The following is a 13,348-nucleotide window of genomic DNA, read 5'->3' as shown; positions in this document are numbered from 1 at the left end:
GTATAAAAGACCAGTTGTTGGACATAGTATCTGCATAAGCAGGAGGTATGGATAATGACTGGTTTTTTGATTGCTGTTTTATCGGGAACATTGATGAGTGTGCAAGGCGTTTTTAATACACAGGTGACGAAAACTGCGGGAATGTGGGTGAGTAACGGATGGGTGCAGTTCAGTGCATTTATCATCTGTCTCATTGCATGGCTGGTAACGGGAAGAAATCCGGTAGGTGCACTTATGAAAGTCGAGCCGAAATATTTGCTCCTCGGAGGCGTAATCGGTGCCGGGATTACGTGGACGGTGATTAAGAGTATGGCACAGCTCGGTCCGGCGAAGGCAGCGCTTCTTATTGTAATCGCACAGCTGATCGTAGCTTATGTGATCGAGCTTATGGGACTGTTCGGAGTGGAGAAAGAACCATTTGTGTGGCGCAAAGCCATCGGCATGGGAATTGCACTTATAGGAGTTGCAATTTTTCAGTGGAAATAGTAATATAAGTGTATCTAGGCATATGAGGGGATTCACAGTTCCGACCATTGTGGAGGCAAAATATGCATAGGAAGATTTTTAAAAATAACAGAAGATTTTTACTTGTGTGGTTCATAATATTTACCTGCCTGACTGGCTGTTCCGGTATTGGCAGACAGCAGGACACAGGAAATGAAAGTGCGCTGGAAGAAATAGAATTGTCAGAAGATGCTAAGAGTGAAACTGCCGGACAGAGGGAGCAATCAGGGGCAGATGACGAGGATGAGAAAGTATCTTCGGGTGAGATCTGCGTATATGTATGCGGTCAGGTAAAGCATCCCGGCGTGTACCGGCTGGATGCAGACAGTAGGATCTGCGATGCGATCCGGCTCGCAGGAGGTCTGACAGGAAAGGCGGCATCCGTTTCTGTGAACCAGGCAGAGAAGATGCAGGATGGACAGCAGATTTATATTCCGTCAAAGAAGGAAGCAATTAATAATAACGGTGCTTCAGAAAAAACGGAAGGAGTAGCAGAGGGTGGCAGCAGTTCCGGCAGTACAGATGCACAGGGAACTTCCGGTAAAGTCAATATTAACACGGCGGGAAAAGAAGAGCTGATGACTTTGACCGGGATCGGCGAGGCGAGAGCGCAGGCAATCATAAAGTACCGGGAGATAAAAGGAAGATTTGGATCAAAAGAACAGTTGAAGGAAGTCGAAGGGATCAAAGACGGAATTTATGGAAAGTTGGAAGACCAGATCGAGATATAACAATAAAAAGAGACAGAAATAAGCGGAAGCTGACAGTAACAGGAGAGAGCAGGAATGGAAGATAAGAGAGTTCTGGTTGTAGATGATGAAAAATTAATAGTAAAAGGGATTCGTTTCAGTCTGGAACAGGAGGGCATGAAAGTAGACTGTGCTTACGATGGTGAGGAAGCACTGAAACTTGCAAAAGAGAATGTATATGATATCCTGCTTCTGGATGTGATGCTTCCGAAGTATGACGGATTTGAAGTATGCAGACAGATTCGTGAATATTCGGATGTTCCGATCATTATGCTGACGGCAAAGGGAGACGATATGGATAAGATCCTCGGACTGGAATACGGTGCCGATGATTACATAACCAAGCCATTTAATATTCTGGAAGTGAAAGCAAGGATCAAAGCTATTTTAAGACGTACAGGAAGGAAGAAGACGGAGCGCGAAGACGATAAGATCATTGTAAAAGGTGAGATGAAGATCGACTGTGAGAGCAGGAGAGTTGTGATCGGAGAGCAGGAGACGAATCTGACAGCAAAGGAATTTGACCTACTGGAGCTTCTTGCTATGAATCCGAACAAAGTATACAGCAGAGAGAATCTGTTAAATATTGTATGGGGATATGAATATCCGGGAGATGCAAGAACGGTAGATGTACATATCCGGAGACTGCGTGAGAAGATCGAGACGAATCCGAGTGATCCGAAATATGTATATACAAAATGGGGAGTGGGATATTATTTTAAAGGTTAGATTTGGAAGATACGTAAAAACAGAAACATGGAAGAGTCTCCGCTTCCTGATTATCAGTCTGCTGGTATTATTTGCAATCATACCGGCAGTGATCATGGAGGCGGTGGTTCTGACCAGTTATGAGAAGAGAGCGGTCGAGGTGCGGACTGCCGAGATACAGAATCAATGCACCATTCTATGTAACCAGCTCAGTCAGGGCGGTTATCCAAAAGTAGTCACAACGGAAGCTATGAACGCAGAGATTACACAATTATCCAATATTTACAATGGAAGAGTGCTGCTTATCGATCAGGCATATTATATTCTGAAAGACACGTATGATATGGACGAGGGCAAAAGGATCGTATCCGGTGATGTTACCGGATGTATGAGCGGAAAAGGAACGACTTATTACGATTCAAAAAATCGTTATATAGAGGTAACTTCGCCGATCATGGATGCAGCGAAAGAGAAAGTCATTGGTGTAATGCTTGTAAGTGTGTCCACGGATTCCATTGCGGAAAGTAAGGGTGTGCTTGGCGGCAAAGCAAATGTTGTTGCAGTTGTTGCAGTGATCATTGCGCTTGTGCTTGCAATCGGTCTTGGATTCTTAATGGTGCGTCCGTTCCAGAGGATCACAAGGCGGATTGAGGCGGTTACGGAAGGATACCATGCTGATTATCTGCATGAAAATGCATATACAGAAACGAAGATTTTATCAGAAGCATTTAACAAGATGTTGGGACGTCTGAAAGCGCAGGATGATTCCAGGCAGGAATTTGTATCAAATGTGTCACATGAATTAAAGACCCCGCTGACATCTATGAAAGTGCTGGCAGATTCTCTGTTGATTCAAGAGAATGTACCGACAGAACTGTACCGGGAATTTATGGGTGATCTGTCAGAAGAGATTGAGAGAGAGAATAAGATCATCAATGACCTGCTGTCGCTTGTGAAGATGGACAAGACAGCAAGCAATATGAATATCCAGTCTGTCAGCATGAATGAACTTGTGGAGAAGATATTGAAACGTCTGCGCCCGATTGCTACAAAACAGAATGTGGAGGTTGTGTACCAGAGCTTCCGCCCAGTTACGGCAGAAATTGATGAAGTTAAATTGTCGCTTGCGATTACGAATCTGGTGGAAAATGCGATCAAATATAACAGCGAAGGCGGATGGGTTCACGTGACACTGAATGCGGATCACAAGTTCTGCAACATCGAAGTGGCGGACTCCGGCATCGGTATCGCACAGGAAGAGACAGAACATATTTTTGAAAGATTTTACCGAGTGGACAAATCCCATTCCAGAGAGATCGGAGGAACCGGACTTGGGCTGTCCATTGCAAGGAATGCGGTTGTTATGCATCGTGGAGCGATTAAAGTCTTCAGCCAGCCGGGCGAAGGAACCACCTTTACGATTCGTATTCCGCTTGTATATGTTGCACCGGAGCGGGGATAACTGTGTGTAAAAAGAAGGGATGAAATTATGAAAATAAAAATACGCCGGATTTTATCTGTGTGCCTTGCACTTTTAATGTTGATTAACGGAGTTACCGGATGCGGACGTCACAGAGAACCAAAAGAGGACGAGACGGCACTTTATTATATCAATGCGGAAGGAACAGATCTGGTAAAAGAAGCATATAAGATTACGGGTGATTCCAGGAACTCCCGGATACGGTATGCTCTGAAATCATTAAAAAAAGAACCGGATACGATTGAGTATAAGAGCGCTTTCCAGAACCATACAGCGGTAAAAAGCTGGAGTGTGACAGCTGGGAAGATGGATCTGCATCTGAATGATGCATTTGGGAAAATGAATACAACTTCCAGATTACTGCTGGAGGCAGCAGTTGTACAGACACTGACACAGATTGACGGTGTGGGATATGTGCGTTTTTATCAGGAAAACAAACCGGTAAAGGACGAACATGGCAAGCCGGAAGGATATTTATGTGCGGCAGATTTTGTACAGAATACCGGTTCGTCTCTTCACTCTTATCAAAGTGCAGATCTGCTTTTATACTATGCCAATGCCAAAGGAGACAAACTGAAAGAAGAGTCTGTGAAAGTACGGTATGACAGCAACACAGCTTTGGAGAAAGTGATCGTGGAACAATTGGTGAAAGGTCCGGAGGATGTTTCGGAGTATCCGGTAATCTCACAGGATACGGAAATCTTAAGTGTGTCCACGAAGGATGGTATCTGTTATGTAAATCTTGATGAAGAATGTCAGAATACAAAATATAAGATCGATCCAAGGCTCAGCATTTATGCAATTGTCAATTCCATTACAGCAAATGGAGCGGCAGGAAAAGTACAGATCCTGATCGGAGGAAAGGCAAATGTACAATATCAGGGAAGCATAAACTTAAATAAACCATTTTCGGCAGATCCGGCGATCGTGGAGGAAGAACAGTGAGAAACAGACCATTATGTTCCGTATGTCTGCTGTGGATATTTCTGATCGCGGGAATCGTATGGTTTGGAGGAGAGAAGGCAGAAGCCTATTTCTCTCCTTCGGATCTGGAAACCTGTGTAGAGGACAGAGAAGAAGTTTTGGTATCCGGAACCGTCTGGAAAAAAGAATTTACAGAAAACCGGCAGACTTATTATCTTACAAATGTATCGATACATATTCATGGGCGTTCGCTCAGAGAATCCAAAATTATTTTATACAGAAAAACAAACAGTAAAAAACAAACAGAAAATGAGATCTTCTGTGGAAATAAAGTGAAGGTGACAGGAAAACTGCGCTATTTTGACAGGGCGAGAAATCCAGGAAATTTCGATCAGAGAGCCTATTACAGGAGACAGAAGATCCATGCATCCGTATGGATAGACAAAGTTCTGAAGAACCGGGGCAAGCAGGAACAGTGGCGGGAACGGATCTGGCGCTTGCGGGAACACTGGAAAGAAATGCTGATCCGCCAGCTTGGCAAAGAAAAAGGTGGTGTGCTGACGGCAATGCTTCTCGGTGACAGAAGTGCCATGGATCCGGAAATCAAAGAGCTGTATCAGGTCAATGGGATCGCCCATATCCTTGCAATCTCAGGATTGCATCTGTCATTTCTCGGAACAGGATTCTATCAGTTCCTGCGAAAAAAGAGCGGTTCCTATCCACTTGGTTGCGCAGGCGGGATTCTGGCACTTTCACTGTACGTGCTTCTTGTAGGCAAAAGCGTGTCGGTCATGCGTGCATTTATCATGTTTTTATTCCGCGTGGGAGCCGATGCGGCGGGAAGAAAATACGACAGCCCGACAGCACTTGCGGTGGCAGCAGCATGTGTGCTTATCGGACAGCCGCTTTATCTTAAGGACGCAGGTTTCTGGATGTCTTTTGGAGCGGTGCTGGCAATGCTTCTTATCCTTCCTGTTTTTGTGGAATTGCCATTTCAGAATGTATGGGCGGGACTTAGTACGCAGATACTTCTGCTCCCGATTATTCTGATGGCTTATTTTGAAATATCTCTGTTAAGTCTTGCGTTAAATCTGCTTGTTATTCCACTTTTGACGATTTTGTTGATGATGGCAGTATTGGCTAGTTTTCTGTGGCTTGTTTTCTGGCAGGAATCAGTGCTGTTGCTAAAAGGCTGCGGATGGATTCTGGCAATCTACGAAAAAAGCTGTGATCTTGCGCTTATGTTTCCAGGGGCAAGAGTGACAACCGGGAAGCCTGATCTGTGGCAGTGTATGTTGTATTATCTGATTGTAGGGGGTGTGTTACTGTGGATAAAAAAAAGGAAGAAAACAGATGATATGAAAGAAGATAAAATAGGGAAAACTGTGGTAAAAGATTGTAGGAAAAATCCTGACAGACAGAAAAAATTGAGGGGAAATGTAATAAGAGTCGGCAGAAAAAAGGCAGGTAGGGCAGAGAGAAAAAGTGACAGGAAAAGCAGGTGGGCAGCAGTATTGGGAACCGGTATCGTAACCGCGACAGCAGTTCTTACAATTCCCCAGAATTTATTTTCCGGAGTACAGGTGACCATGCTGGATGTAGGGCAGGGAGATTGCATTTTTATACGGACACCGGACAGGAGAGCATATCTGATTGATGGTGGCAGTAGTGATGTGAAAAATGCTGGAAAATACAGAATTGAACCTTATTTAAAATCACAGGGAATCCATAAGCTGGATGCTGTTTTTGTGACACATGGAGATGAAGATCATATTGGAGCGATTGAAGAAATGTTAAAACGCAGAAAAATGGGTGTCAGGATTGTGAGACTTATTTTCCCACCGCAGTCTGTGTGGGATGAGAAGCTTTTCCGCCTGGCAGAAACCGGGCAGGGATGCGGTGCAAAGATCTGTATTATAGAGAAAGAAAAACAACTACTGGAAAAAAGTGGAAAAGAGATCTTCCGGATCGTTTGTCTTGGACCGGACACCGGTCAGAAAATGGAGCCTGGCAATGAAGCGTCCATGGTACTGGCGATGGAATATCAGAAGAGACGTTTTCTCTTTACGGGAGATGTGGAAGGCGCCGGAGAAGAAACGCTGACACAAGAATTAAAGGAGCACTATCAGAATGTGCAGTGGGATTTTCTGAAAGCGGCGCATCACGGCTCGAAAAATTCAACGAAAGAGACGTTTCTTGAATCGGTATATCCGAAATATACGCTTGTTTCTTCCGGAAGAAATAACCGCTATGGACATCCGCACAAAGAGACGCTTAAGAGACTTGAAAAATATGGGAGCCGGCTGTACGGCACAGCCAGCAGCGGAGCGGTGACAATCCGTGTGAATGGAAGAAAAGCGTGGTTGACGCAGACACTTGGAGCTTGTTATTATTAAACATAACGATGTATAATCAAAAGATTAGAGGAAAACTGACATAAAAGACAGAAAGAAGGAAGATACAATGAATTATCAGGAAATATTGGAAAATGCGAGAACCTGCATGGGACCATATTGCAAAGCATGTCCGGTCTGTAATGGGAAGGCATGCACAAGCCAGATGCCGGGACCGGGAGCCAAAGGAACCGGAACGGTTGCAATCCGCAATTATGAGAAGTGGCAGGATATCTGTGTGAATATGGATACGATTTGTGAAAATGGAAAAGCAGATACTTCTTTTGAAATATTCGGACGGACCTATAAAGCACCAATCTTTGCAGCGCCGATCGGGGCAATGAAATTGCATTACGGCGATAAATACGATGATCTGGAATACAATAACATTCTTGTACCGGCATGTGCGGATGCAGGAATCGCGGCATTTACCGGAGACGGTGTGAATGCTGCGGTTATGCAGGGTGCTACGGAAGCAATCCGTGCAAAAGACGGAAAAGGGATTCCAACGGTTAAACCATGGGATGTCAATACATTACAGGAAAAACTGGAACTGATCAAAGCATCCGGTTCTTTTGCAGTGGCGATGGATATAGATGCGGCAGGACTTCCGTTCCTGAAAAATCTGACTCCGCCTGCAGGAAGCAAGACGACAGAAGAACTGGCAGAGATTGTAAAAGCTGCAGGTGTACCATTTATCCTTAAAGGGATCATGACGGTAAAAGGAGCTTTGAAGGCAAAAGAAGCCGGAGCTTCTGCGATTGTTGTATCGAATCATGGCGGACGTGTGTTGGATCAGTGTCCGGCGACAGCGGAAGTACTGGAAGAGATTGTGCAGGCAGTTGGAAAAGATATGAAGATCTTTGTTGACGGGGGCTTAAGAAGTGGCGTGGATATTTTTAAAGCACTGGCGCTTGGAGCAGATGCCGTGTTGATCGGACGCCCATATGTGACAGCTGTCTACGGCGGCGCCGCCGAAGGCGTTGCAACCTATACAGAGAAACTGACCACAGAGCTTGCCGATACGATGACCATGTGCGGAGCACACAACTTAAGTGAGATCAGCCGGGAAATGGTACGTGTATGAAAAGTTTAAACGAAGACATTAAGAACGGACAGTGGAAACCGGTATACTTGCTCTATGGAGAGGAAGCCTATTTAAAAAAGCAGTACAAAGACCGGATGACAAAGGCAATCCTGCCGGATGGAGATACCGTCAATTACGCTTATTACGAAGGAAAAGGAATCAATCCGGGAGAGCTTATTGATCTTGCAGAGACAATGCCATTTTTTGCAGAACGGCGTCTGATCGTTGTGGAAAATTCAGGCTTTTTCAAAAATGCGGCGCCGGAGCTTGCCGATTACATCAAAACGATGCCGGATACCGCATGCTTTATTTTCGTGGAAAATGAAGTGGATAAGCGGAACAGGCTTTATAAGGCTGTCAAGGATAAAGGCCGTGTCGTGGAACTTGGAAGACAGGACGAGAAGACACTTCTGTACTGGATCGGAGCACAGGTAAAGCGGGAAGGAAAGCTTATCAAGACTTCCACAGCGCAGTATCTTGTAGAAAAGACCGGAACAGATATGGAGAATCTGGAAAAAGAACTGGAAAAGTTGTTTGCGTATACATTGGATGAAAAGGAGATTACACCGGCTGCCATTGATGAAATCTGCACCGCGCAGATTTCCAATAAGATTTTTGAAATGGTAGAAGCAGTTGCTGCAAAACATCAGAAAAAAGCGATGGATCTGTATTACGATCTTCTTGCATTAAAAGAGCCTCCGATGCGGATTTTATACCTGCTTTCCAGACAGTTTAAGCAGCTGATGGAAGTAAAAGCATTATGCATAAAAGGAATGGATAAGTCACAGATTGCAAAGAAGGTGGGCATTCATCCATTTGTAGCAGGAAAATATATGAGCAGGTGCAGGAGCTTCGGCTTAGAAGAGCTGCGCAGCATTATGGAAGACGCTGCAGATACGGAACAACTGGTGAAAACAGGACGCTTAAGCGATGTGATGAGTGTGGAACTTTTCATTGTAAAATACAGTTCTGTATGATATATTCAGATAGGTAATAACAGAGAAAATTCAAACTAAGGGGAACGATAGAATTGTCAATGGATCAGAGTAAAATCAGAAATTTTTGTATTATAGCCCATATCGATCACGGTAAATCAACACTGGCAGACCGTATCATTGAGATGACAGGTCTTTTGACCAGCCGTGAGATGCAGTCACAGGTGCTGGACAATATGGAGCTGGAACGGGAGCGTGGAATTACGATCAAAGCGCAGACTGTCCGCATTGTATATAAAGCGAAAGACGGAGAAGAATATATCTTTAACCTGATCGACACACCGGGACATGTCGATTTTAACTATGAAGTATCCCGGAGCCTTGCAGCATGCGACGGAGCGATTCTTGTCGTGGATGCAGCACAGGGTGTGGAGGCACAGACGCTTGCCAACGTATATCTGGCACTGGATCACGATCTGGATGTTATGCCGGTTATTAATAAGATCGACCTTCCAAGTGCAGATCCACAGCGTGTGATTGAAGAAATTGAAGATGTGATCGGAATTGAAGCGGAAGATGCACCGCAGATTTCCGCAAAGACAGGACTTAATGTAGAACAGGTGTTGGAGCAGATTGTTGAGAAGATACCGGCGCCGGTTGGAGATCCGAAAGCACCGCTTCAGGCATTGATCTTTGATTCGCTGTATGATTCCTATAAGGGAGTTATCGTATTTTGCAGAATCAAAGAAGGAACTGTAAAAAAGGGCACACCGATCCTGATGATGGCAACCGGAGCAAAAGCAGAAGTTGTGGAAGTCGGATATTTTGGTGCAGGACAGTTTATTCCGTGTGAAGAATTAAGTGCCGGAATGGTTGGTTATATTACAGCAAGCCTTAAGAATGTAAGAGATACCCGTGTCGGAGATACAGTGACGAATGCACAGAATCCTTGTGCCGAGCCGCTTCCGGGTTATAAAAAAGTCAACCCGATGGTGTACTGCGGATTGTATCCTGCAGATGGAGCAAAGTATCCGGATCTTCGGGATGCGCTGGAAAAATTACAGTTAAATGATGCGTCTCTGCAGTTTGAGCCGGAGACATCTATTGCACTGGGATTTGGTTTCCGCTGTGGTTTCCTCGGACTTTTGCATCTGGAGATCATTCAGGAACGTCTGGAGAGAGAATACAATTTAGATCTTGTAACAACAGCACCGGGTGTTATTTACAAAGTATACAAGACGAACGGCGATGTGATCGAACTTACCAATCCGTCCAATTTGCCGGATCCGTCTGAAATCGAATATATGGAAGAGCCGATGGTAAAAGCAGAGATCATGGTGACATCTGAATTTATCGGAGCGATCATGGATCTTTGCCAGGAGAGACGAGGCGTATATGAAGGCATGGAATACATTGAAGAGACGCGTGCCGTGCTGCGCTATCATCTGCCACTCAATGAGATCATTTATGATTTCTTCGATGCACTCAAATCCCGCTCCAGAGGATATGCGTCCTTTGATTATGAGCTGGACGGCTATGTAAGATCGGATCTTGTGAAGCTGGATATTCTGATCAACAAGGAAGAAGTGGATGCGCTGTCCTTTATTGTGCATGCAGATACTGCGTATGAACGTGGACGTAAGATGTGTGAAAAATTAAAAGAAGAGATTCCAAGACAGCTTTTTGAGATTCCAATCCAGGCAGCGATCGGAAGCAAGGTTATTGCAAGAGAGACTGTAAGAGCAATGCGTAAAGATGTTCTTGCAAAATGTTACGGTGGTGATATCAGCCGTAAGAGAAAGTTGTTAGAGAAACAAAAAGAAGGAAAGAAGCGTATGCGTCAGGTGGGCAATGTCGAGATCCCGCAGAAGGCATTTATGAGTGTACTGAAACTGGATGATAAATAAATGAAAGCATTAGAATTATATATTCATATTCCTTTTTGTGTAAGAAAATGTAAATATTGTGATTTCTTGTCAGGTCCTGCTACCAGAGCCGAACAGGAAATATATGTAGAAAGCCTTTGCCGGGAAATCTGTTCCTATACAGATCTGGCGAAGGCTTATCGTGTTGTCAGCATTTTCCTTGGCGGTGGGACACCGTCCACGCTGGAAGCAGAACAGACGGAGAGCATATTTGCAGCAATTAACAGAACATTTACAATCGCAGAAGACGCAGAGATTACAACCGAACTGAATCCCGGAACAGTAGATGAAAAGAAACTCCGTGCATATCAGAAATGCGGGATCAACCGCCTGAGTATTGGTTTGCAGTCGGCAGATGACAGAGAACTCCGGATGCTTGGCAGGATCCATACATATGAGGAATTTTTGCATACTTACAGGCTGGCAAAAGAGGTTGGATTTACAAATATTAACATTGATCTGATGTCAGCAATTCCGGGACAGAATCTTTCAGACTGGGAGCGGACGCTTCGTACGGTCGCAGAACTTTCACCGGAACACATTTCGGCATACAGTCTGATCATTGAAGAGGGAACACCGTTTTATGAGAGATATGGAAATCAGGAAGACGAACTGGAAAGAGGCAGACGGATACCGGCAGAAGAGCGGCTTCCGGATGAAGATACCGAACGTCGGATGTATTGGCGGACAGAGGAAATTCTGAAAGAATACGGATATGAACATTATGAGATTTCCAACTATGCGAAGCCGGGAAAAGCATGCAGACATAACATTGGTTACTGGTATCGGACAGAGTATCTGGGGATTGGTACGGGAGCAGCGTCACTTATTAATAACTGTCGCTTTACTTATGAACCAGACTGTATGCATATGAAAGCGGACGAAAAAGAAATACTGTCTGTGCAGGAACAGATGGAAGAGACGATGTTTTTAGGACTCCGGATGATGAAGGGCGTAGGAAGAAAAGAATTTTCAGAATGTTATGGAAAAGAACTGGATGAAGTGTACGGAGATACGATCCGTACACTAAAGGAAGAAGGGCTTCTGGAAGAAAAAAACAGCCGGGTATATTTAACCCGGCGTGGAATCGATATCAGCAACTATGTGATGAGTGAATTCTTAAAGTAGATGCGCCATAACCATAGCATACACTTCCTGGTTTTTCTTTGCCCAGTTGTTGGAGATTGTCTCTGCTTCTGCTTCTGTAGGGGCAGTTATGGTTAAGTCGATCAGAGGAAGACCTTTTTCAAAAACCTGACAGCGGACAGAATACTCCCCCGTGCTGAGCTGGTAATAGTCGGCTTTTACAGCTACTTCGTTCTTCAATTCGTAGTGTTTTTTCTGTAAAAATGTATCGATGTCGCTCTGGATTGCAGGCGATATATCATTTTCAAAATACCGGATTGTAGATTCGCCGTCTTCGGTCAGATGATAGAAAGTACGGCTGTGTGTTGCTTCTTCGCGGATAAAACCGGAAGAGAGAAGTTCGGAGAGAGCCTGCTGTAACTTGAAGTAAGTTGTGTATCCCTGATCTAGGATAAATTCGGAAATCTGTGAATTTGTAAGCGGAAAATCCACTTTGTTTAACATATATAAAATGATCAGTTTATACAGTTTAAATGATTCAGCCATTATGAATACTCCTTTCCCTGCCAGATGTCGTGTGCCTTGAAATAAGATTGCATCTGGTTCAGGACATATCTTTTGTTCGCGCTCCAGCAAGGTGCGACGAGCAAAGGTTTCGGACCATCACCGGTAAGCCGGTGGATCACAATATCAGGTCTTAAGTGGCAGATACACATGCCGAGAAGTGCAAAATATTCTTCCATGGAAGGAACATAAAAAGGATGAGCTTCATAGATATCGGCAAGATCCGTTCCTTTCAGAATGTGAAGAAGCTGTAATTTGATACCTTGGATATCAAACCGGTTCAAATAGTGGATCGTATCCAGCATCATCTCCGGTGTCTCGCCCGGAAGAGCAAGGATCGTATGTACGATTACAGAAATATTGCGGGCGCGCAAATGCTGAACGGCATGTTCGAAAACCGGAAGATCATAGCCTCTGCGGATAAAAGCTGCGGTCTTCGGGTGAATCGTCTGAAGTCCGAGTTCAATCCAGACTGGTTTGATCTGGTTCAGTTCACCGAGAAGATCCAGAATTTCTTCGCTTAAACAGTCAGGTCTTGTTGCAATGGAAAGAATCCGGATATCTGGATGATGGATCGCTTCCGTGAAGAGTTCACGTAGTTTGGATACAGGTGCATAAGTGTTCGTAAATGCCTGAAAATAAGCAATATATGAAGAACCTGTCTGTTTGGATGCTACAAGTGATTTTGCCTGCTCAATCTGCTCTGTAACAGAAACTGCGGAGTCAGCAGCAAAATCACCGGAACCGCCCCGGCTACAGAAAATACAGCCTCTCGTGTCCAGTGTGCCGTCCCGGTTCGGACAGGTCATACCGCCATTTAAAGAGAGCTTATATAATTTTTCCCCGTAGTTCTCTTTCAGATAATAATCAAGAGAATAATATCTTTTTTCATTCCAATGTATTGTCATCTTATTACCTGCCTTATTCACTATTTATTATCATATCATCCTTAATGGGGCAAATCAAGAAAATAGCAGTGAAAAATAATTTGGT

The 13,348-nt window shown here is 44.3% G+C and carries 12 protein-coding genes; 10 read left to right on the top strand and 2 right to left on the bottom strand.

Going from position 1 to position 13,348, the window contains the following annotated elements; all coding sequences use genetic code 11:
• The first annotated feature begins 54 nt into the window (after nt 1–54).
• The 10 genes from H8S07_RS07825 to hemW all read left to right on the top strand — a co-directional run bounded on the left by H8S07_RS07825 (nt 55) and on the right by hemW (nt 11,833).
• Nucleotides 55–486 carry a DMT family transporter gene (locus H8S07_RS07825; RefSeq protein ID WP_021860821.1) on the top strand — a complete coding sequence of 144 codons (432 nt, stop codon included), beginning with the start codon at nt 55–57 and terminating at the stop codon, nt 484–486.
• Nucleotides 487–548: 62 nt separating this feature from the next.
• The gene (locus H8S07_RS07820; protein WP_186855799.1) at nt 549–1,235 is read left to right on the top strand and encodes a helix-hairpin-helix domain-containing protein; all 687 of its coding nucleotides are present in this window, start codon (nt 549–551) and stop codon (nt 1,233–1,235) included.
• A gap of 54 nt (nt 1,236–1,289) precedes the next feature.
• Nucleotides 1,290–1,982, top strand: coding sequence for a response regulator transcription factor (locus H8S07_RS07815; RefSeq protein ID WP_118288218.1), 693 nt, complete (start codon nt 1,290–1,292; stop codon nt 1,980–1,982).
• A complete protein-coding gene (locus tag H8S07_RS07810) occupies nt 1,939–3,423 on the top strand; it encodes a sensor histidine kinase (protein ID WP_186855798.1) in 1,485 nt (494 codons plus the stop codon). Before H8S07_RS07815 ends, H8S07_RS07810 begins: the two co-directional genes overlap by 44 nt.
• Before the next feature lie 27 nt (nt 3,424–3,450).
• Complete coding sequence (locus H8S07_RS07805) at nt 3,451–4,386, top strand: GerMN domain-containing protein (RefSeq protein ID WP_186855797.1); 936 nt, start codon at nt 3,451–3,453, stop codon at nt 4,384–4,386.
• Complete coding sequence (locus H8S07_RS07800; protein ID WP_186855796.1) at nt 4,383–6,761, top strand: ComEC/Rec2 family competence protein; 2,379 nt, start codon at nt 4,383–4,385, stop codon at nt 6,759–6,761. Before H8S07_RS07805 ends, H8S07_RS07800 begins: the two co-directional genes overlap by 4 nt.
• A 67-nt stretch (nt 6,762–6,828) precedes the next feature.
• Nucleotides 6,829–7,845 (top strand): alpha-hydroxy-acid oxidizing protein, encoded by a 1,017-nt coding sequence (locus H8S07_RS07795; protein WP_186855795.1) that lies wholly within the window; start codon nt 6,829–6,831, stop codon nt 7,843–7,845.
• Nucleotides 7,842–8,822, top strand: a complete 981-nt coding sequence (gene holA, locus H8S07_RS07790; protein WP_186855794.1) for a DNA polymerase III subunit delta — start codon at nt 7,842–7,844, stop codon at nt 8,820–8,822. The genes H8S07_RS07795 and holA overlap by 4 nt, the downstream gene beginning before the upstream one ends.
• 59 nt (nt 8,823–8,881) lie before the next feature.
• Nucleotides 8,882–10,687, top strand: a complete 1,806-nt coding sequence (gene lepA, locus H8S07_RS07785; protein ID WP_021860813.1) for a translation elongation factor 4 — start codon at nt 8,882–8,884, stop codon at nt 10,685–10,687.
• Complete coding sequence (gene hemW, locus H8S07_RS07780; protein WP_186855793.1) at nt 10,688–11,833, top strand: radical SAM family heme chaperone HemW; 1,146 nt, start codon at nt 10,688–10,690, stop codon at nt 11,831–11,833. It begins immediately after the preceding gene.
• Here the strand turns inward: hemW and H8S07_RS07775 are convergent.
• Both H8S07_RS07775 and H8S07_RS07770 read right to left on the bottom strand, forming a co-directional pair.
• The gene (locus tag H8S07_RS07775; protein WP_021860811.1) at nt 11,825–12,337 is read right to left on the bottom strand and encodes a DUF4364 family protein; all 513 of its coding nucleotides are present in this window, start codon (nt 12,335–12,337) and stop codon (nt 11,825–11,827) included. The two genes, hemW and H8S07_RS07775, sit on opposite strands and share 9 nt — an antisense overlap.
• Nucleotides 12,337–13,263 (bottom strand): TIGR01212 family radical SAM protein, encoded by a 927-nt coding sequence (locus tag H8S07_RS07770; protein ID WP_186855792.1) that lies wholly within the window; start codon nt 13,261–13,263, stop codon nt 12,337–12,339. Before H8S07_RS07770 ends, H8S07_RS07775 begins: the two co-directional genes overlap by 1 nt.
• Between the last annotated feature and the right edge of the window lie 85 nt (nt 13,264–13,348).

Origin of the sequence: Dorea hominis (assembly GCF_014287705.1) — a bacterium.
Classification (GTDB): Bacteria; Bacillota; Clostridia; order Lachnospirales; family Lachnospiraceae; genus Dorea_D; species Dorea_D hominis.
This window is presented reverse-complemented; position numbering and strand designations above follow the sequence as displayed.